The sequence below is a fragment of the Halorubrum rarum genome (assembly GCF_048380895.1).
GTDB lineage: Archaea > Halobacteriota > Halobacteria > Halobacteriales > Haloferacaceae > Halorubrum.
The window spans coordinates 154,456-174,452 of sequence record NZ_JBLWMN010000005.1 but is presented as its reverse complement, the minus strand read 5'-3'; the positions used below and the strand labels follow the sequence as shown (position 1 = coordinate 174,452).

20 protein-coding genes and 1 pseudogene are annotated in these 19,997 nt (G+C 61.5%); 12 read left to right on the top strand and 9 right to left on the bottom strand.

The genetic code is table 11. The features are described from left to right. Positions 1-5: 5 nt before the first annotated feature. The gene (locus tag ACNSN7_RS05405; protein ID WP_418281218.1) at positions 6-2,270 is read right to left on the bottom strand and encodes a hypothetical protein; all 2,265 of its coding nucleotides are present in this window, start codon (positions 2,268-2,270) and stop codon (positions 6-8) included. Positions 2,271-2,681: 411 nt separating this feature from the next. On the opposite strand from ACNSN7_RS05405, the gene ACNSN7_RS05400 reads away from it, so the two are divergent. After that, a complete protein-coding gene (locus ACNSN7_RS05400; RefSeq protein ID WP_418281216.1) occupies positions 2,682-3,131 on the top strand; it encodes a hypothetical protein in 450 nt (149 codons plus the stop codon). 7 nt (positions 3,132-3,138) lie between these two features. Here the strand turns inward: ACNSN7_RS05400 and ACNSN7_RS05395 are convergent, their stop codons facing one another. From ACNSN7_RS05395 to ACNSN7_RS05385, 3 genes are all read right to left on the bottom strand, one after another. Then, entirely contained in the window at positions 3,139-5,385 is a 2,247-nt protein-coding gene (locus ACNSN7_RS05395) for a DEAD/DEAH box helicase (protein ID WP_418281215.1), read from the bottom strand. 185 nt (positions 5,386-5,570) lie between these two features. Further along, positions 5,571-6,410 (bottom strand): hypothetical protein, encoded by an 840-nt coding sequence (locus ACNSN7_RS05390; RefSeq protein WP_418281213.1) that lies wholly within the window; start codon positions 6,408-6,410, stop codon positions 5,571-5,573. A 50-nt stretch (positions 6,411-6,460) separates the two neighbouring features. Beyond that, positions 6,461-7,336, bottom strand: a complete 876-nt coding sequence (locus tag ACNSN7_RS05385) for a hypothetical protein (protein ID WP_418281212.1) — start codon at positions 7,334-7,336, stop codon at positions 6,461-6,463. Here ACNSN7_RS05385 and ACNSN7_RS05380 point away from each other — a divergent pair. Then, the gene (locus tag ACNSN7_RS05380; RefSeq protein WP_418281211.1) at positions 7,288-8,328 is read left to right on the top strand and encodes a tyrosine-type recombinase/integrase; all 1,041 of its coding nucleotides are present in this window, start codon (positions 7,288-7,290) and stop codon (positions 8,326-8,328) included. The two genes, ACNSN7_RS05385 and ACNSN7_RS05380, sit on opposite strands and share 49 nt — an antisense overlap. A 14-nt stretch (positions 8,329-8,342) precedes the next feature. Here ACNSN7_RS05380 and ACNSN7_RS05375 read toward each other — a convergent pair whose 3' ends face one another. The 3 genes from ACNSN7_RS05375 to ACNSN7_RS05365 all read right to left on the bottom strand — a co-directional run bounded on the left by ACNSN7_RS05375 (position 8,343) and on the right by ACNSN7_RS05365 (position 9,770). After that, positions 8,343-8,855 (bottom strand): DUF8154 family protein, encoded by a 513-nt coding sequence (locus tag ACNSN7_RS05375; RefSeq protein ID WP_418281210.1) that lies wholly within the window; start codon positions 8,853-8,855, stop codon positions 8,343-8,345. Beyond that, complete coding sequence (locus tag ACNSN7_RS05370; RefSeq protein WP_418281209.1) at positions 8,848-9,540, bottom strand: nucleotidyltransferase domain-containing protein; 693 nt, start codon at positions 9,538-9,540, stop codon at positions 8,848-8,850. Before ACNSN7_RS05370 ends, ACNSN7_RS05375 begins: the two co-directional genes overlap by 8 nt. Before the next feature lie 107 nt (positions 9,541-9,647). After that, a complete protein-coding gene (locus ACNSN7_RS05365; RefSeq protein WP_418281207.1) occupies positions 9,648-9,770 on the bottom strand; it encodes a hypothetical protein in 123 nt (40 codons plus the stop codon). A 19-nt stretch (positions 9,771-9,789) separates the two neighbouring features. On the opposite strand from ACNSN7_RS05365, the gene ACNSN7_RS05360 reads away from it, so the two are divergent. The 4 genes from ACNSN7_RS05360 to ACNSN7_RS05345 all read left to right on the top strand — a co-directional run bounded on the left by ACNSN7_RS05360 (position 9,790) and on the right by ACNSN7_RS05345 (position 11,834). Continuing rightward, positions 9,790-9,939 carry a DUF7386 family protein gene (locus ACNSN7_RS05360; RefSeq protein WP_418281205.1) on the top strand — a complete coding sequence of 50 codons (150 nt, stop codon included), beginning with the start codon at positions 9,790-9,792 and terminating at the stop codon, positions 9,937-9,939. 87 nt (positions 9,940-10,026) lie between these two features. Next, on the top strand, positions 10,027-10,176 hold the full coding sequence (locus ACNSN7_RS05355; RefSeq protein ID WP_418281204.1) for a hypothetical protein: 150 nt from the start codon (positions 10,027-10,029) through the stop codon (positions 10,174-10,176). 311 nt (positions 10,177-10,487) lie between these two features. After that, a complete protein-coding gene (locus ACNSN7_RS05350; protein WP_004971932.1) occupies positions 10,488-10,610 on the top strand; it encodes a hypothetical protein in 123 nt (40 codons plus the stop codon). After that, on the top strand, positions 10,611-11,834 hold the full coding sequence (locus tag ACNSN7_RS05345) for an RNA-guided endonuclease InsQ/TnpB family protein (RefSeq protein WP_418281203.1): 1,224 nt from the start codon (positions 10,611-10,613) through the stop codon (positions 11,832-11,834). A 450-nt stretch (positions 11,835-12,284) separates the two neighbouring features. Here the strand turns inward: ACNSN7_RS05345 and ACNSN7_RS05340 are convergent, their stop codons facing one another. Then, the gene (locus ACNSN7_RS05340) at positions 12,285-12,758 is read right to left on the bottom strand and encodes a VOC family protein (protein ID WP_418281202.1); all 474 of its coding nucleotides are present in this window, start codon (positions 12,756-12,758) and stop codon (positions 12,285-12,287) included. A gap of 142 nt (positions 12,759-12,900) precedes the next feature. On the opposite strand from ACNSN7_RS05340, the gene ACNSN7_RS05335 reads away from it, so the two are divergent. The 6 genes and pseudogenes from ACNSN7_RS05335 to ACNSN7_RS05310 all read left to right on the top strand — a co-directional run bounded on the left by ACNSN7_RS05335 (position 12,901) and on the right by ACNSN7_RS05310 (position 18,995). Beyond that, on the top strand, positions 12,901-14,364 hold the full coding sequence (locus ACNSN7_RS05335) for a dihydrolipoyl dehydrogenase (protein WP_418281200.1): 1,464 nt from the start codon (positions 12,901-12,903) through the stop codon (positions 14,362-14,364). Positions 14,365-14,419: 55 nt separating this feature from the next. Continuing rightward, positions 14,420-15,002: pseudogene (locus tag ACNSN7_RS05330) on the top strand (hypothetical protein). Positions 15,003-15,120: 118 nt separating this feature from the next. Next, positions 15,121-15,477, top strand: a complete 357-nt coding sequence (locus ACNSN7_RS05325) for a hypothetical protein (RefSeq protein WP_418281198.1) — start codon at positions 15,121-15,123, stop codon at positions 15,475-15,477. Positions 15,478-16,550: 1,073 nt separating this feature from the next. Then, positions 16,551-16,991 carry a phosphoribosyl-AMP cyclohydrolase gene (gene hisI, locus ACNSN7_RS05320; protein WP_418281197.1) on the top strand — a complete coding sequence of 147 codons (441 nt, stop codon included), beginning with the start codon at positions 16,551-16,553 and terminating at the stop codon, positions 16,989-16,991. Then, positions 16,991-18,169: a DUF7118 family protein gene (locus ACNSN7_RS05315; RefSeq protein ID WP_418281196.1), complete on the top strand. Its 1,179-nt coding sequence runs from the start codon at positions 16,991-16,993 to the stop codon at positions 18,167-18,169. The genes hisI and ACNSN7_RS05315 overlap by 1 nt, the downstream gene beginning before the upstream one ends. Before the next feature lie 109 nt (positions 18,170-18,278). Then, positions 18,279-18,995: a DUF1028 domain-containing protein gene (locus ACNSN7_RS05310; RefSeq protein WP_418281194.1), complete on the top strand. Its 717-nt coding sequence runs from the start codon at positions 18,279-18,281 to the stop codon at positions 18,993-18,995. A gap of 87 nt (positions 18,996-19,082) precedes the next feature. Here the strand turns inward: ACNSN7_RS05310 and ACNSN7_RS05305 are convergent, their stop codons facing one another. Beyond that, complete coding sequence (locus ACNSN7_RS05305; RefSeq protein WP_418281193.1) at positions 19,083-19,988, bottom strand: endonuclease/exonuclease/phosphatase family protein; 906 nt, start codon at positions 19,986-19,988, stop codon at positions 19,083-19,085. Between the last annotated feature and the right edge of the window lie 9 nt (positions 19,989-19,997).

The window sequence follows — 19,997 nt, the reverse complement described above, 5'->3', positions numbered from 1 at the left end:
ACGGTTCACGCGACGCCGAGGTCGTCCGGATTTAACCCACCAGTGATCGAACGCATGAGCGTCGCTGCAACGCGGTTCTGTTCGCGTTTGACGTACCCCTCGCCCGGTTGTTCGCCATCCATCTCCTCCTGCTCGCGATGCCGCATCACCTCATTGAACGCCATGTACGCGGCGTACTGCCGGTCGTACTGTTCAACGGTCCGTTCGGTGTCGTTCGTTGCGCGGAGCGGCTCGATCGTCTCGTTGAACATCGCGATAAACACCTCACCTGGTCCGTCGCTGTCGGGCATGTACTCCGCGACCGCGTCGTCGTCCATGAGCCCGGCCGATTCTCGCATACCGGTATCGTCGGCCTGGACGTGACGGATCTCCGGGGCTTCAACCTGGGCACGTCCTCCACTGCCGGAGCGATTGGGCGGGCTTGCGATCTCGACCGAGCGCGTGTCGGACCGGTTTCCTCTTGGCCACGCTGTTGTGACAGTAATCTCGCCCGTCTCCCCAAGCGATGCGTTCTCGTCAACCGCCAGCTGATAGCGCTTCCAGCCGTCCTTGAGCGCAGTCTCATTGTTATACGTGAGCGCCTCACCGAGATTGTCGCTCACCTCAAGCCTGATCTCGTGATCGGGCTCTTTTTCGAACGCGTCAACCGCGTCGATCTTCACCCGAAGCCGCATCACCCGTCCTTTGTGTGCCTGCAGTGGGTCTGCACTGTTGTCGATCGCCACGATCTGTGGGGTTTCGTATAACGGTTCCACCGGGCCAACGCCCCCGTCACCACCGGTTGATCCGCCCCCATCGCCACCATCGGCTCCCGACCCATCCGTCTTGATGGGCCCGACGGCGCTGGGGTCCGGCTCTTCGAGCAGCTTCGCGAGCAGATCTTTCGTCTTCTCCTCCTGTTCGGAGGAAGATTCGTTGAGCGCCCGCTCTCTAAATTCTTCGTTCAGTGTCTCGAGCTCATCGTGGTTCTCGAAGGCGTCACGCAGCGCCGTTTTGATTTGATGGTACTCTTCACCTTCTGTCGCCCGGTCACGCGTGCTGCTGAACACTCGCTTGCCGGGCTGTGAGAGGCGCTCACAGTCCACCTCAACGACGAGCCGATCTTTCAGGAACGAGTAGTCAGTCTGTTGGAGGAACCGTTTCGGCTCGGCGTGGTGGCGCTGGCCGTGGAGAGTGAACACGACCGGGTGAGTTTGATCAACGAACTGACTCACCGCGCCCGTCTCCTTGAGCACCCAGTATTTGACGCGCAGCTCGCCGAGATTACCGACCTCGATCCGTGTGAACTCGCCCGCGCGGTAGACGGGATCGTTCGCGCCGTCGAGTCGGTATCGGCTTCCGACGATCGTACGCCGCTTGGGCTTGCCGTCGTAGCCGTCGAACTCCTCGTGGCGAGTGTCCTCAAGAATAAAAGGGAACAGCGAGCCGAACATCGCGCGGTTAGCGACGGTATAGAGACTCTTCCGGCTCGGGGAGAGGCTGTTGCTGAATTCGGAGGCCTGGTAATCAACTAATCGAACGGTCGAGCCGTTCCAGTCGGGTGCCTCCGCGGCATCGATACGGGGGATCTGCCCGTTTGGGCGGATACAGTACTCGAAGACGCCGTCCGAGTACGTCTCTGTTCCGTCGAGCCGCTCGTTAAATCGAACGATCGACCAGCCGATATCGCCCCCGCTGGCAGCTTGTGAGATGATGATCGCGTACTCACAGAAGTCGAACGTGTTTGACCCACCTTGGCCGTATTTACCGATGAGGTACGGTTTGGTGATCTTTCCGTCCTCGTTCAGACTGAGGAACGTCTTGGGGAACGCATCCGGCCGCTGGCCGATCCCTTCGTCGTCGGTCTCGATGGTAAGATGGTCCTCACCGGAACCAGCCAGCATCCGCACCGTCATCGTGTCTTCGGCTTTTTCACGGACCTCAGTGGCTGACAGCGACGAGTACTCGTCGCTGTCGAGATCGTAGAGCGCGCGGACGGCCTCGCGCGGGCTGGTGAGATCCGACGGGATGGTTCCCTCGGTGACGGCACGTTCGATCACGGCATCGATGCCGTTTGTCATCCGCTCAGCGAGCGCCTGTGAGGGGCTCGATCCGCTGCGGACGATCCCGACGTTGTTCTCCTGGTCGCCGAGCGGCTGCCAAGCGAGTGACTCACGATCAAGGAGCTCTTCGACCTCCGCGGCAGTCGTGACGCTCAGCAACTCGTCGAGCAGGGTGGTACCGACCTGCTCTGTTTGTGTGGGTTCTGTAGTGGTTTCGTCTGTCCCCATACTGAGCACATATATGCCACTACATATAAACCTAACGTGGGGATAAGGAAACGATACGAAGAGTTTGAACTGTATCATTACGGCCCTAAATCCCAGAATAAGGCTTCAAGGGAATGCGTCTCACACACCACTGGGACCTGTGTAGACACACCTATAGAGACTACAGACAGAGAGACACATTTCTAAGTACCTTCAACTCATATCTCATGAGGCGTAGGCCAGAATCCGTGGAGTCACTTGCTCAGTGGATTAAGGAATTTGGTGGAAACCGAACCTACTCCAATTCCTGAGTTGAATTTTGCTGACTCGCGCAATACCGCATCAGAATCACCGTATCAATCCTGTACTTTGGCCAGGTGAGAATGTGATATTCCCCTAATACATTTGTACTATCACGTGCAATTAGAACCCATGTCAAAAGATAACAAGGACCGCTACGGATATAGACATCGTGATGATCCTGCACATGATGTTGGTGATGCGAGTCCAGGAGACGTTGGTGATAGTGACGGAACCTTCCACGATCGAGCCAGACAGAACGAGAATGTCATCGTTGACGGTCAGGTGCGCTCAATAGAATCACACCAGCGCTCATCCGTCGAGGTCGATAGTGAGACCTCTTCAGCGAACAAGTCGTCATCTGGTGGTTCGTCTGCAACAGAGAGTCTATCACAATCTGAGGCGGAGGGAAAAGTGGTCGAGGTGACGATCGATTCACGAGGTGGAACGAAAGACACGATTGCACGGTATCAAAATCACCAGGTCCATATTGAGGGCGGGACACCGGGTGAGACAATCCGAGTTCGACTGAAAAGTGGGCAAGGGTACTTGATCGGTCAGCGGATCAGCACCCGAGAATAACAGGAAGTTACGACGACCGAAGCGATTTCATTCGGCCCCGTCTCCGAAGGTCATCTGCAAGGTCCGCGTAGAGATGGGCACAGCTCTCCTCGGCAGTACGGTGCGGGGCTAGCGTTCCCAATGTTTCCCAGTTCCCGACGACGACGAGACGTTTTCGTGCTCGGGTAAGCGCAACGTTCAATCGCCGTGGACCCTCCTCAGGAAATTCAAGAAACCCGCTGTGTCCGTCGGGATTACTGCGAACAAACGAGACGATGATCGCCTCTCGCTCGCCACCTTGGAACGAATCGACTGTATCGACGTTTACCCGGTGGGAGTTCTCGATATCTAAGCCGTTCACGTAGCTCCCAATCGTGCCAAGCTGGCCGCTATAGGCTGAAATCACCCCAATATCACCCGGGTCGGCCCCGCTCATTACGAGCAATTTCACTTGCTTCGCTACAGCTTCGGCTTCTGCATCATTTTGATATGAGTTCCCGTGATACGACCGCTGCTCGTCGCCGTTGATGTCAATGCCAATGACCGGTTTCAGATCGCTGATCGTCCAATTCCTGTTTTGATCTGCAGTCTCCAAATCGCCATCATAAAACGCCTCATTCGGGAATGCTGCAATCTCTTCGTTCATGCGATACTGTTTTTTCAGCAACACCGAGATCTGATTGTCATAGCGGTCGAGCAGATACTCGAATAGTGAAATGTGTAGATCTTCTTCTTGCATCCCCTCATCAGCGCAAAACGGTGGTAACTGCTTGTGATCGCCTGCAAGAACTAGCTTCTCAGCGCAGTTCAAAACGATCGCTGTGGCTGGGCGGCTAGCCTGAGTTGCCTCATCGACGACCGCGACGTCAAACCGATCTTGATCGAACTGTGCAGCGCCACTCGTTGTTGCTGCAATAATGTCTGCTGACGTGACCGAGTTGTTGAGGTACTGTGACTGGACGACTTTACTTGTTGAGTTGTTCCCAGCTCTCGCGATCGTCATATTCTGGTCGGGATCTTGCGCCATCGCATGGAGCGTGTTTTCCTCGATGTCATCAGGGGTGCTCTCTCCAGCGAGCAGATTATCGACGGCTTGGTTCGAGTGGGCAGTAATGAGTACCGTGTTGCCCTTCTGGACGGCGTATTTTACGTATGCCGTTAAGCTCCGTGTTTTGCCTGTCCCAGGCGGACCGTGAATACAGACAACGTCTGCTGCGCCGTCAGCCCATACTAACGCTGTCTTTTGGTATGTGTTTAGATTCTCACCAACGGGCGGCACATACTGGCTACAGTCGAAGCGGACAGACCGCTCCCCGGTCAGTAGTTTTCGCTTGCGCTCGTTTTGTTCGACTTCGCTGATCGCATCTAATCGTCGATCGTACGGAACCGGATTCAACAGCTCATGGAACCGAACCTCCAGCTCTTCAGTGTTCAGGATACGTTCAACGGCACCTCGATGGCCAATTCGATCCCACTCTGGGCGGACCACGAGACTTGGATCAGAAATCGAGAGGACCTCAACGGGAATCGGTAACTGCTCGGAATCTACCGCCGCATCAAGAATACAGCGATTCCCAACGAAGATCCCTTCATCGCCCCGGATGTTGGGTGTCTCATTATCATCGTCTTCGAGAAGCTGGAATCGATAGCCATTACCTTGGTCTGGCGTCTTCACTTCGCCGAACTGAAGGAAGGCACTCGAGAGCTTATTCTGTGTTATCGCCTCGTCAAATCCAAGCTCAGTGTACGCTTCCCAGTTAGATTCGCGTTGCTTCCGCCGTTCAGTTCGGACAAACTCTTTAAGATCCCGGATGAATTCCTCAGACTCCTGTTTCCCGAGTCGACTTGCTGGGTTGATCTGCTCCGGTGGCAACGCGGACTCATCAAGCTGCATACCTGCGCTTGGTTGATGTTCCGGGAGCCAAAAGCGAAGCCGCTGCCCGATAATCGTATCATTCAGTCGGGCTGCATCGGTAAAGCGCCTTGTTCCAGAGACCCCAAATCCAGAATCATACCAACCGACTTGGGATTTTCCTGGTCGATAGACGATGTACTCTGGGGTTGGTATTGGTCCATCACCTGCGAAGAGTGGAACTATTTGCGCATCATCTTTCGGTGCCGAGATCGTGACGAACTCTATCGCACGCTCAGCAGCGCGCTCAACATCAACGGGCTCATACTCTCGCTTACGCGTATCTGCCCGCAGTAATCTACTCTGATCAACGTTCCAATCGCCGAAGAGATCGTAAATCATTTGTATAGTACCAAAACCCACGTTGCAGCGTGGTATCGTTCAGCTAACTAGTGTTAACAACATTCCGCTTGAGGACTTAAATCCTTCATCCAATACAGATTCTGGAGGTGGCTAGCCAATCGGCTATCCGAGCAGTTGTAAGTCGATAAATCGGGAGTAATTATGAACCAGATTCGGAGATGAGCAGTTACATGCTCCGAGGTGGTCTATTGATCCGCATCGCGGGCTGCAGCCACGAAGTACCGCCGATCCGAGACAACGGGTTTGGGAGCTGCTCCTTGATCGAACTGGCTGAGATGCCCGAGATATACCGGTAGCAGCCCGTCGGGGGCATCATTACTCTCAGTGTACTGGAGTCGCCGCGTCACTAACCTCTGGGCAGCAGGGTCCGCAGTTTCGCGCCAGGTACGATACGCCTCCATCACTTCCGATTCCATATCGCCTGGCACGGTTCGCCGGTTGAGATTACCCCATATATGGCCATGTTCATTAATATAGACGCGCCCACCTTCTGGCCGGAACCGGATGTACTTGGCGACAAGCTCATCATGATCAAAAACCGACTCAAACTGATAGTCCTGCCAGCGCCAGCGTAAGACGCTATCAGAACAGACACTCCACGACTCGCCGTGATGGAACGGGAGCCCAATCCACACGCGGATCGCTGATTGGGTCGACAGTAGTTCGGGATCATTTGAAAAGTCGGTGAAATCAAAGGTGCCACCGATCTGTCCGAGATACACAGGAATATATCCCGAATTCACTTCTGCAGCGCCGACCTGATCGTATGACTCAGCTGGCACCTTGGTGATCACTTCGCCGCTCGCAGTGAGACGGATGCTCCCATATCCATCCGGTTTTCCTACATCACGAAGTATCTCATAGAGCCCATCTGGGACGCTCCGTAGCGCCTGAATCTCGCCGCGGTGGCTCCAGCGCAGGGCGGTCCCATGCGATCGTGAGGAGACAACACTGTAGCGGGAGCCACGGTACGTGGAGGGCCATGGATCGGTTGGCGTCACCGTCACCTGCCGATCGGCAGCCACGGGTACCTCAGTCGATACCGCCGTTAGCGACGCCGCAGGCGATCTGTCCGTCATGTATCGCCTCCAGGATCGATACGGTGGTCATCCGGTGACAGCTCCTTGCTCTCGTACGACTCGACTGCGGCCGCCCAGCCTTCGAGCGAGGCTTGTTCTTCATCTGTGAGGGGGTCAGTCAGCCGTGTTGGCTCCTCAACCTGGATCGGGCGGCTCGACGTATCGAGCGACCCCACGTACACCGGGATCATATCAACGTCACCGCGGTTGCGACGGAGCTGTAACACCTGTTTGACCGGGCGTGGCAATGTCCGGAACTGTTCGCGGACATCTGATGGCGATCGATCGGTTGGGATCTGTGTGAGTACATCACCTTGTGGCGTAACACGGAAGGAACCTCCCTGGGGTCGGAGCCGGCGAAGTTCGGTCACAATTGTGTCCGGCAGCGAATCGGCGAACGGGTGGCGTAACTTGTTCTCAGCGTTGTGCCACCAAAACTGATCGCCAGCAAACGAGTACTTGGCACCGTCGTACACGCTGCTCCACAAATTCCCTGGCTTCAGCCCCGTCGGACTAAGTGCAACAGAGTGTGTGGGATCAGCTGGCGGCACAAGCCGGCCGTCAAGGTCAACAGATCCAACGTAGAGCGCTTCATACGCGTCATCGGTACCCGCAATTTCAGCCCGCGTGAGGACAACACCCGCTTCCGTGATCCGAATACGCCCTCCTTGGCGTTTGATACCGAGGAAATCCTCAACGACGTCATTTGGCACTGGATCGAGACGGAGTCGGTCTGTGCCGTTGTACGCCTGCCACCACACCTCGCCCTCTGCGTTCACACTGAAGCTGTAGCCCCGATAGTAGTCTGTCCAGCTCTCACCGGGTGCGGGAGGGATCTCCACATCTTCAGCAGTGCCCCTATCATTCGCCATATGACAGGATTCGATCCCTGGCACATAAAATCGGTGGCAGTCAGCAGCACAACGAGCAATGCTTCGGTGCCTCACCGATCGTTTGTGTCGCCGCGGACGTGTCCGGGTGCAACCCCGCTCGCGATCTTCACGAGTTCCGCGTGTGGCGGCGCGAGGATCTCAACGTCGTCAGCGAGAAGACGCAAATGGACTCGTTGCGCGTGTTTATCGAGTGGTGCGAGACCATCGACGCCGTCGAGTCCGGACTGTACCGCAAGGTCGACTCACCGAACCTAGACAACGGCGAGAACACGAGAGATACCGTGCTCAACGCGGAACGCGCCCAAAAGGTCCTAGCCTACCTCGAACGGTGCGATTACGCCACGACGGAGCACGTCTGCTGGGTCGTCCTTACGGAGACAGGTGTACGTCTCGGGGGTGCCCGCGCTCTCGACGTTAAAAACTACCAAGCTGATGCGGAGACGCCCCACATCGAGATCCACCATCGACCGGACTCGGATACGCCGATCAAGAACAAGGAACCGGGCGAGCGTCGCGTCGCAATCAGTGAAGAAGCGTGTGAGGTGATCGACGACTACCTCGAACAGCGCCGCCCGGACATCGTCGACGACCACGGCCGGAAGCCGCTCCTCGCGACACAGCGCGGTCGCGTGGGAACATCGACTATTCGGACCTACGTCTACCGATGGTCACGGCCGTGTGCTATCGGCCGGGAGTGTCCGCACGACCGCGACCCCGACGACTGTGAAGCCGCTAACAACGAGTCACGAGCCGCGCGCTGTCCGTCGAGCGTGACACCTCATCCGATCCGCCGAGGCTATATCACGCAGTTGCTCCGGGCAGGCGTCCCGGTCGAGATCGTCAGTGACCGGTGTAACGTCTCGCCGGCGATCATCGACCAGCACTACGACGTCCGGTCGAAGGAGGACAAAATGAAACAGCGCCAGGAAGCCCTCGACGACGTCGACGGTCGTGGTTCGTCGTACACCTAGTCGTTACGTCCCGACTATCGAGTGTCGCAGACACAGACGCCGCCTTCCCGTATCTGGTCCGTAACGTACTGGTGAACGCTGCGAGAGAGCGCATACAGACTATCCGCTTGCTTCTCGGTGGGCCGCTTGCCGCCGTAGTAGCTGTCCGTCCTGTTGTCGTCGTAGAGTCCCCGAAGCTCCCGTGTCGCCGCCCGCGAGAGCAGGCCGAGCTCCGCCGCTCGGTCGTAACAGTGCGTGTGGTCGTGGAAGTCGTCCAGCTCGTCACCACCGACTGCGAGGGCATAGGCCTCGATAGACCGCTCGGTTGCCCCGAAGCAAAGTTCAATAACAGCGGTGTAGTGCCCCTCTCCATCGATTCGTGCGACCGCATCCAGCAGCCGACACGCCTTCGTGAGCTGTGTCTTCCAATCGTCGTCGATCGCGATTGCGTCCTCGCGTTCCGGGACGCCGAATCCCTCCTCATTGAACGCGTCGATAGCCGCATCCAGGGCCGTCCGAATGTCCCGCGGATCGGACTCCTCACTCATCGAGATCACCGTGGAAGACCATGTTCCGGACCGTCTGGAATTTCTCAGTCTCGTGGATTACGATCCCGTCGCTGAGCACCTCCCGTATCTCGGAAATGTACTTCGGGATTGCCTGAAGCACCTCGACGTCGATCTCGTATTCGTACCGGCCGTTCTCGAACTCCTCGTCTTCGAGTACCTGTTTGACCTGATTCGCCGCTCGCTGGTTTGCCATCCGATCTTCCTCCACGAGCACCCAGAGATCGATGTCGCTCCGCCGGTCCGCTTCCCCTCGAGCGACGCTACCGTACAGAACGACCCCGATCAAGCCGTCAAGTTCGCTACGGAGTTTGGTTGCTGCTGCTCTCACCGGATCTTGGAACTCTGACTGGGGAATCTGTAGATAGGGATCGTCCGGGACGTGGAGCCGCTCGTGGTTGATCTGGACCCATCGCGTGTTGCCCTCGCGTCGTTCGACGACCAGATCGTTTTCGGAGAGTACGGTTACCGCCTTGGAGACGCTCGGCTGTGAATAATCCACTGCCTCGACGAGGTCACTGATCGAGAACTCCTCAGTGTGGTGGCGAGATAAAAAGGAGAGAACCGTGTCCGTGGCCGTACTACCGAATAACTCTCCGCTTTGGGCCGGTATGTCGAGAAGTATCTGTAACCCGTCTCCGGCCACGATATTCGAGCTACTTTTCATAGCAAAGGGTCTGTTTCCCTATCTATTTAAACTTTATATGAATAAGGCAATTCGATTTATATTGGATAGTCTTGGAGCAGAGTCAGCGACGGCGGTCGGGAGTGGTTCTAGACGTTGTCGAGGTATCCCCTCCGTTGTTCCATCTTCTCCTTCTGCGAGCGGTGGTTGTAGTGCTGGTCGATGACGTCGGCCGTCACGTTTGCCCGATCGCCGACCACCGTCTCGGGCACGTCACTGTGTAGGTAGTGTGTGATCGACGCGGCACTCGCACACCATATTCACTCCGAGCAGAACATTCGCACCGCACGCGACGAGTTGGATCCCGCGACGGTTCAGCACTTCAACACCGATGCGCTTGGGGTACGGTACCGGACGAGGGTCGAAAGTCGTTGGCGGTAGGCCCTTTCAGGGCGAGTGGTTCGACCGTCTCATTTCACTTTCAGTCTCGTGGGGTGATTTATTCGTTCTGGTACAATTGGTTTCCATATGTCGAGTACGGAGTGGCGGCCAAGCGATGACGAAGACGATCCGGACGAAAACGTTGGCTTCGGCGACGCGCTCGCCGAACTCGCCGTCGAAGACAGCCCAGAGATCGATCCCGTCGACGCCGTCCGTGAGTCGCGCGAAGACGTATGAAGCTCTTCGTCGATTCGACATCTTCATCGCGATTGTCACCGACGACACGGATCGATCCGATATCGCCCGATAGCTACTCAACAGCGATCACGAGTTTTACCTGAATTGAGGCGCTAAGGCCCCTTCCTCAACGAGCGAGCGAAGCGAGCGAGTAGGGAGGGGATACAGCGTTCACGAGAGCAAAGCTCTCGTGCGCGAACGAGACGCAGAGCGTCTCGTCAACGCCGCACAGTTCTCATACATGTCCGACACTCGGCCCACAGGCCCACGCAACCGCACCTCTTATTTGTGTAGTTTGTGTATTGTGTGGTGTGGCAACGCGCAAGAACATCTCTATCCGTGACGACCAAGCCGAGTGGGTCGAGGACAACCACCTCAACCTCTCGTCGTTCGTTCAAGAGAAGCTTGACGAACTCATCGAAGAACGCTCGTAGATGAACTACAACTACAGGTATCGGCTCCGACCGTCCGACGCGCTCGAAGAGCAGTTAGCGTGGACTGTCGATACCTGTAGACAGGTCTACAACCACTTTCTCCACCGACTCAACCGAACCGACGACACCTCGGCATACTCCGAACAGAAACTCCTACCGGATCTCAAGAAGTGGTGGAACGACCTGAAAAACGTTCACTCGAAAGTCCTTCAGAAAGTCGTGCAACGGCTGTACGACAACCTTTCGACGCTTCACGGACGCAAAGAGAACGGCTACCGTGTCGGCACGCTCAAGTGGAAAGCACCGAGCGAGTACCGCAGTTTCACCTACAGTCAATCCGGCTTCAAGCTCAAGAACACGAGCGGTCGGACGAAATTGTGGCTCTCGAAACTCGGAGAAATCCCGCTCACATTCCACCGCGACCTGCCCGACAACGCCGAGATAAAGACCGTCACCGTCAAACAGGAACCCACGGGCAAGTGGTACGCCATCCTCGGCGTCGAAACCCCCGACGACCCACCCGCGAAACCCGAGAATCCCGAGCGGTGCGTCGGCATCGACGTGGGGATTCTCAAGTACGCCCACGACACAGACGGAACCGCCGTCGAATCGCTTGACCTGTCCGACGAACGCGACCGGTTGGAACGCGCACAGCGTAACCTCTCTCGGAAACAGCACGGTTCCGCGAATTGGGAGGCACAGCGCCGTGTCATGGCCGAGCGTCACGCGGAGTTGAAAAACAAGCGGCGAGACTTCCTCCACAAACTCTCGAACTACTACGCCCGAGAGTACGAGCTTGTGGCAGTCGAAGACCTCGACGCGAAGGGGTTGGTCGAGCTACCGGGCAACTCGCGGAACCGGGCAGGTGCGGCGTGGGGGACGTTCCTGCGGATGCTCGAATACAAGTGCGAACGCGAAGGGACGCACTATGTCGCGGTTGACCCGAAGGACACATCGAAGGAGTGCGCGTCCTGCGGCGTTTCGACAGAGAAGCCGCTGTGGGTGCGCGAACATTCCTGTCCGGCATGTGGGTTTGAGGCGGATAGAGACGCTAACGCGGCGTGGAACATTCTTTCTCGCGGTATCAAGAAGCGGTTAGGAGCGGAACGCTCCGAATCAACGCCTGTGGAGACTGCGCTCCCTGTGGATACATCCGTATCTGCAAAGCACGTCGTGGAAACAGGAAGCCCCACCCTCAAGGAACCAGCGTCAGCTGGTGAGTAGGGTGGGGTAGTTCACTCGTCGATCTACAACGTGATGGAGGTGCGGAACGTTCTCGCGACGAAGTACCATCTCAAGCGGGATCGAATCGAGGAGGTCGAACGGACGATCCGGACCTATGCCGACCCGGTTTCTCACAGCTCCGTGCTGATTCAGAAGGCGGACGAGATCCAAGAAGAGACCTATGCCACGGCGATGGACGCGATCATGCTGGCAGGTGCAGAGCAGTTCGACGCGCCGCGTTCTGGACGGGGATCGCGTTCCCGACGGCGTACGTCGCCGGGGGCGTCGAGCCCGTCGCGTCGACGCTGCCGGCCAACTGGTTCCCCATCGCAATCGCAACGAACCTGCTGCTCCTCCGGGTCGGGCACAGCGCCCACCGCCCGGAGCGAGCGATGGCAGGCGCACTCGTACTGAGACCGCGTTCGGGACACGCGGCGCGTCGGTCGTCCCTCACTCCTCGGGTGCCATCCCCTTCTCCGCGAGCTCGGCGAGTGCAGTCGCCGATTTCTCGAGCGCGGACAGGCCCAAGCCCTCGCGGACGTGGTCCGCCTTCGTGAACTGGACGTCCTCGTACGCGACGATCTGCACCCGGTTCCCCCACGGGTCATGGAAGTCGAGCCCGCCCGTGGCGAGCATCTCGACGCCGAGCTCGTCGAGGGCGCGCTCGACGGCCGCCCGATCGTCGACGACGAGCCCGACGTGGCGGCGGTCGTCGATCGAACTCTCGCCGGCGGCCTCGTCTCCCGTCTCCATGAGCGCAAGAAATTGGTCGCCCATGTCGAGGAAGACCCCGGTGTCGCTGCGGCCCCGCACGTCGAACTCGAACACCGACTCGTAGAACTCGAGCGCCGCCTCGGCGTCGCCGACCGGCAGCGCGACGTGGTTGATACCGACGAGCCGGGCGGCGGAGTCGTTCTCGGACATGTGTGGATCGTCGGGCCGGACCGGTAATATCCCGTCGACGGGAGGATTCCGTTCCGGCGGTCTCGTCCTCCTCCCTCCGATCGGTCGCGTGCAGTGGGCACCATTACGGGCTTTGATGACGCTGGCCGCCGTTGAGCCGACCATGCAGGAGTTCGACTTCCTCGTTATCGGGTCGGGATCGGGACTGGACGTCGCGAACGCGATGGCCGGGCGAGGGAACTCCGTCGCGGTCGTCGAGGAAGGGCGGCTCGGCGGCACGTGTCTCAACCGCGGCTGTATCCCCTCGAAACGGCTGCTGTACCACGCCGACGTGATGGAGACGATAGAGAGCGCGGGCGCGTTCGAGATCGACGCCGAGGTGACCGACGTCGACTTCGCGGAGATCGTCCGGAAAGTCAACGAGGACGTCTCGGGCAGTTCCGAGTCGATCCGAAGGGGGCTCACGTCCTCCGAGGCCCACGACCTGTTCTCGGGAACCGGACGGTTCGTCGACGACCGCACGGTCGAGATCGTCGAGGGCGACGACGAGGGCACCACGCTGCGGGCCGACACCGTCCTGATCGCCACGGGCACGCGCCCCGCTATCCCGCCGATCGACGGGATCGAGGACGTGGACTACCTTACGAGCACGGAGGCGCTCCGGCTGGAGACGCCGCCGGACCACCTCGTGATCGTCGGCGGCGGATACATCGCGGCCGAGCTCGGCCACTTCTTCGAGACGTTCGGCAGCGACGTGACGATCGTCGGCCGGCGTGAACACCTCCTTCCGGAGGCCGACGAGGAGGTCGGCGAGGCCTTTACCGACCGCTACGCCGACCGGTTCGACGTGTACTCGGGGTACGAGGCCGTCGCGGCCGACGAGTCCGACGGTGAGGTCACCGTCGAGGCTCGGCCGTACCCCGAGGCCGGCTCAGTACGCGCTGGCGGCGAGACCGTCGGTGCGCCCGACGAGGCCGAGGACGTGACCGTCGCGGGCGACGCACTGCTCGTCGCCGCGGGTCGCCGCCCGAACACGGACGCACTGAACCTCGATGCGACGGGAGTCGAGACCGACGCGGCCGGCTTCGTCGAGACCGACGAGTACCTCCGGACGGACGCCGAGGGCGTGTGGGCGCTCGGCGACGTGGTCGGCGAGTACCTACTGAAACACGGCGCGAACCACGAGGCGAAGGCGGTCGTTCGAAACCTACTCGGCGACGAGCCGGAGCCGGTCGACTACTCGGCGATGCCGTTCGCGGTGTTCGCCTCACCCGAGGTCGCCGGCGTCGGCGCGCGCGAGCAGGACCTCCGCGAGGCGGACGCCGAGTACGCCACCAACACGTACGCGTACGCCGACACGGCCCGCGGCAGCGCGATGCACGCCGAGGGGTTCGTGAAGGTGCTCATCGACCTCGACGGCACCATCGAGGGGTGTCACATCATCGGCCCTGAGGCGTCGAACCTGATCGAGGAGGTCGTCGTCGCGATGACCGCGGGCTCGGGGACGGTCGCGGACATCCGCGACGCGGTCCACATCCATCCCGCGCTCTCCGAGGTGGTCGATCGGGCCTTCTCGGGGCAGTTCTCCCGGGGCGGAGGCGGACATGACCACCACCATCACGGATGAGCGCGACGACCGCCCGTCGGGGGTGAGTTCTTCGCCTCAGCGCCGAATCGCTCCCATGGTCAGACGGAAGCCCGTCTCTCGCCGCCGACTGTTGGCCGGTCTCGCGAGCGGACCCGTGCTCGTCGCGCTGTCCGGTTGCGCCGACAACGGTGGGTCCGCCCCGACAACCGACGACTCCGACGGCGAGGGCGGAACGGGATCGGACGGCGAGGGCGGAACGGAATCGGACGGCGAGAACGGCGCTACGGTGGAGCCGCCCGCCGGAGACGACCTCGACCTCCGAGAGGCAAACGTCGTTGCAGTCGCGTTCGAGGCGACGGACGAGGGGTACGCGTTCGACGTGACGCTCCATCACGACGACGACGGACGAGGGGTACGCGAACTGGTGGCAGATCGAGCAGCTCGATGGGACGCGCCTCGGTCGTCGGGAACTGCTCCACGCGCACACCGAACAGCCGTTCACGCGGTCCGACACCGTCGACGTTCCCGACGATGTGTCTTGCGTCGTCGTTCGCGGCCACGACCAGACGCACGGGTACGGCGGGGTCGCCGCCGTGGTCGATCTCGACGACGGCGAGATCCGGTGGGTCGATCAGGGGTCAGACCCGCGCTCGTTCGGCGCGAACGACTGTCCGTGATACACACGAGCGCTGGGGGCGCTGAATCGTCGGTGACACGCTATCACATGACGAGTCGACGTTCCGGACACACACCCGCGTGTGGGTTATGTACGGGTGGTAAATATTAACGGGTACGATGGCAAAAGCAGCAATCGTGATTCTCGCCGGCAACGAATCGCACGCCGACTACGGTCGCCTCGCAAACGGACTGGAGGCCGCCAAGGAGTTCGCCGAGACCGAGGGCGACGAGCTCGAACTGATCTTCGACGGCGCCGGGACCCAGTGGATCCCGGAGCTCGAAGACGAGGAGAGCGACTACCACGAGCTCTACCAAGCGGTCCGCGACGATGCCGCAGTCTGTGACTTCTGTTCTGGCGCGTTCGGCGTCGAAGACGCCGTTGCCGACTCGGGACTCGTCACCCTCGACGAGTACGACGGCCACCCGAGCATCCGCTCGCTCGTCGACGACGACTACGAGATCCTCACGTTCTGAGCGGTCGCAGCCGACCTCACCGCCTCGTCGCCGATAGCGCCGATCGCGTCGAGGACGACGATGACCGTCCCACCGACCTGCTAAGTTCTCGATCACCATGTTGAGGCGGGTCTTCCGCTGGTGACCGCTCGGGAGTTTCTCACCGAGTCCGAACCGTGCCGCACGGAGTCGCTTGGCGAGGTGTGTCAGGACGTGCGATGGATCGCAGTCCGGGAGCACTCGGCTCACGATGTGTTATCAAATCCCCCGAGCAAGCATGTCGATGGTGAGTGCTCCCACCACGCCGGAGAGCGTGCGGGCTCACGCCTAGGGAACAGTCGAATGCAGCGGTACAGCGTGAAACAGACGGTCGCTGAAGAGTGCTTCTTGATCGATAGCGGGAGTACGTGAATCAGATCGGTGGCGCGGGAGTTTATATGTGGAACTGGGGCGTTGCTGGCGGGTGTTTATAAGCGGTCTCGCTCGGATCGACGATGAACGCCTGCAAAGCCCCAGCCGCGACGACTCGCGCGCCTTGCTGCGCGCCTCGCTCGCGTCGCTCGCTGCGGTGCTTACTGCGGCGGGCTTCGCCCTCGCGGCTGCCCCTTTGAGTCCCACCCCGCACGGCACCGCGCCTCACACCTCCCCAGCCTCGTCAGGGGCGGTCGCCGGAACCGCTCGGCGACCGCCCCTGACTCCCTCGCGCGAGGCCGTTCGCGGCCTGACGGCCGCTCACGGGCGCGCGCCACCGCATAGTTCGTTTATAAGGACCCGTCGCCGTCGCTCACGGCCGTTTAAATACTACATCGCGACCGACGACCTGCAACACCCACTCCCGCCATCGATCGGCGCTGTGTCTGTGCTGGCCGTAACGGGCAAAATGTATCACGTACAGAGGATTTCAACGGAGCCGGTAGGGAGCGTCGTAGCCAACCGAACGGTTCGTCCCCCTTGATTCAGTCACGTTTTCCGGTCCCGGATCGGGAACTCCATCGAGTTCTCACATAAACCCTCGAACACTTTCGATGACCGCACGCGTGTGGAAACCGTTCGCAGGCACAAGGCCTATTCGCGGCCCCGGCGTTTCCGGAGACATGACGGACGCCGACACCGACGTCACCGACGCCACCGGCGTCGACACGGAGCCGGACCGCGCCGGCGACGCGGACGCACCCGAGCAGATAGACGTCGACTTCGGAGAGGACGGGCTCGTCCCGGCGATCGCACAGGACGCCGACACGGGAGCGGTGCTCATGCTCGCGTACGTCTCCCCGGAGGCGCTCGAACGCACTCGGGAGACGGGAGAGGCGCACTACTACTCCCGGTCCCGGGAGGAGCTCTGGCACAAGGGCGGCTCGTCGGGGCACACCCAAGCCGTCGAGGAGGTTCGCGTCGACTGCGACGCCGACACCCTCCTGTACGTCGTCGACCAGTCGGTCGGGGCGTGTCACACGGGACATCGGTCGTGTTTCTACCGGACGATCGACGGCGAGCACGTCGGCGAACGGGTGTTCGACCCTGACGAGGTGTACTGATGGGCGACGGAGGAGACGGCCCGGTCGACGCCTCCGACGTCTCTGACGCCTCCGACCCCGTCCGTGCGGCCGGGGAGGCGGCCGCGGAACTCCGCGAGCGCTACGACGAACTCTCGCGGATCGACGCACGGATCGACGACCTCGGGGAGTCCCGCGTGGAGGCCGCCGCGGACGCGTATCGACGGGCCCACCGAGTGCTCGACCAGTACGAGGAGGACGCGGTCGGGACCGGCGATTTCGGCTCGTACGTCCGGTTCGAGGGAGCGTTCGCGTCCGCAACTGACGTGGACGACGACGCGCTCGCGGCTGCGGCGTTCGCCGACGCGGACGAGGCCGTCGAGAAGCGTCGGCTCTCGGAGAGCGACTTCGCTGCCGCCCGCGAGGCGCTCGAACCCGCGGGCGAGTACGTCGACCTCCTGACCGACCGCGACGACGCCGTCGACGAGTACAGGGCGGCCCGAAAGGCGGCCGTCGGTGCCCGCGATCGGCTCACCGATCACCTCGACGATCTCCGGGAGATCGCCGGGATGACGGATGCGGACCTCGGCGTCGACCTCGACCGTCTGCGTGGCCCGGTCGTCGAGTACAACGACGGGGTCCGCGAGGCGTTCCGGTCGTTCCGGAAGTCCGAACCGGCGCGTGACGTGTTCGACTTCCTCGAACGGGCGGACCGGACGCCGTTCGTCGACGTCGACGTACCGCCCGCCGACCTCCGCGAGTACGTCGACGACCACGCCGCGGGCGAGGAACCGCTCACGGCGCTGTTGGAGTACGCCGACTACTCCGCCTCGAAGCTCGACCACTACGTCGACGACCCCGGCGCGCTCCGCACCGCGGTCGCGGTGCACCGGACGTACCTCGAGCGGCTCGACGGGGAGCCGTTCACGCTCGCGTGGCCGCCGGGACCGGGCGACGAGTTGGCCTACGAGATCGACGAGCTCGTCCCGCTCGTCTCCCGGTTCGCCGACGAGGGGACGGTCGTGACGCTCCGGTCGGTCCGGGACCTCGCGCGCTCCGACGAGTACGAAACGCTCCGTCGTGCGGCCGAGGTTCACGACGCGCTCGACGCCGACGAGCTCGCGCTGATCCGTACCGGTCGGATCCACGACCGGGTCGACGACGCCGAGTCGACGCTCGCGATCGTTTCGGACGTGATCGCCGAGACGGACGGGACGTAGGGACGGTTTCGACTGTCTGTGTCCCGATCGGACCTCCATCGCCGTGTTCGCGTGCACACCACGGCCGCGTTCGCCAGTCCTTTTGCGGATCGCGGTCGGAGGGATCGGTATGACGTTCAGCATCTGCGTGCGCGAGCGCTACACCGACGACGACGGCGACGAGCAGCACCGGTTCGGGGTCGCGGTGACGACCCGGCTCCCGGGCGTCGGCACGCTGTGTCCGTTCGCGTCCGAACACGGCGCGATCGCGACGCAGTCGCTCACCAACGTCGAACTCGGGCGCAAGGGACTGGCGTACCTCGCGGACGGGCTCGCGGTCGACGACGCGCTGCAGGCGCTTTTAAACGCCGACGAGGGGAGCGCAGGTCGCCAGCTCCACGGCGTCGACGCCGACGGGACGTTCGCGTTCTCCGGTGACGACTGCAAGGAGTGGTACGGCCACGAGGTCGGACAGAACTTTACGGTCGCGGGCAACCTCCTGACCGGCGAGGACGTGATCGACGAGGTCGCGACCGCGTACGAGTCGAACGCCCACGGGGACGCGCCGCTCGCCGACCGACTGATCGACGCGCTCGCGGCCGGCCACGAGGCCGGCGGCGACAAACGCGAGGACCTCACCGTCCAGTCGGCCGCGCTGAAGGTGGTCAACACGGAGGCGGGGACGCTCAGCGATCCCTACTTCAACGACCTCCGCGTCGACGCCACCGAGACCCCGATAGCCGACCTCCGGGAGACGTTCGAGACGGCGACCCGAGGCTGGTCGGACGCGATGGCCAAGTACGAGGAGGCGTACGAACGGGACGACATCTCCGCTGCCGAGGAGTAACGACGGGGTCGTCGTAATCGGGGACCTACGACGGCGTCGTCGCAACCCGGGAGCGGGCGAGCGAGCGTCGCCGGTGCGGGGGACTGCTTATCGGTGAAGCCGGGCGAGCACCGGGAGGTGATCGGAGGGGTATCGGCCGCGGTCGTCGCGATCCGCGAGCGGCGCGAACGCCTCGACATCGACGTCGGGAGACACGAGGACGTGATCGATCCGACGACCGTCGATCAGTTCCGCGAAGTCGGTGATGCTCGTCGTCGGTCCGTGGCGAACGTCGGCGGCCGTGGCCGCGTCCCGGAACGAAATCTCTCGTTCCGGGGCGTCGGGGTCCGTCAGTATTTGGTGCGGCGGCGAGCCGGCGGTACAGTTGAAGTCCCCCAACAAGACGACCGAAGGGCCGTTAGGATGCCCCCCGCGTTCGGTCGAACCGGCGACGTCGTTCTCGACGCGTGTGCCGTCACCGTCTCCGCTGCCGCCTCCGTCGTCGCCGTCGTCGACGAGATCGGGGATCCGCTCTCGAAGCAGCCGGGCGGCCTCCTCGCGGGCACGCGCTCCCTCGTGGTCCAAGTGGGTATTCACGACCAGGAACGGCCGATCCGGGCCGCCGCCGGCTTCCTCGGCGTTTCGTGGCTCGACGCGGGCCCACGTAGCGATCCGCGGGTATGACGCGTCCCACCCGATCGAGGGCTCCTCGGGCGTCTCCGAGAGCCAGACGGTGCCGTCGTCGACGATCGTCCATCGGTCGGTTCGGACCGCGACGGGACACCCCTCGCCCTCGTCGTTCGCGCGTCGTCCGCGGCCGACGAACGCGTACTCGGGGAGCCGCTCCCGGAGATCGTCGCGCTGCCCGGGCAACGGCTCCTGGAACCCGACGACGTCGGGGCGATGGAACCGGACGAGACCGGCGACGGCGTCCCTGCGGGCGTACCAGGCGTCGTGGTGGTCGTTCCGATTGGCGTAACGAACGTTGTAGCTCATCGCCCGGATCCGAGTCATCGTTCGACG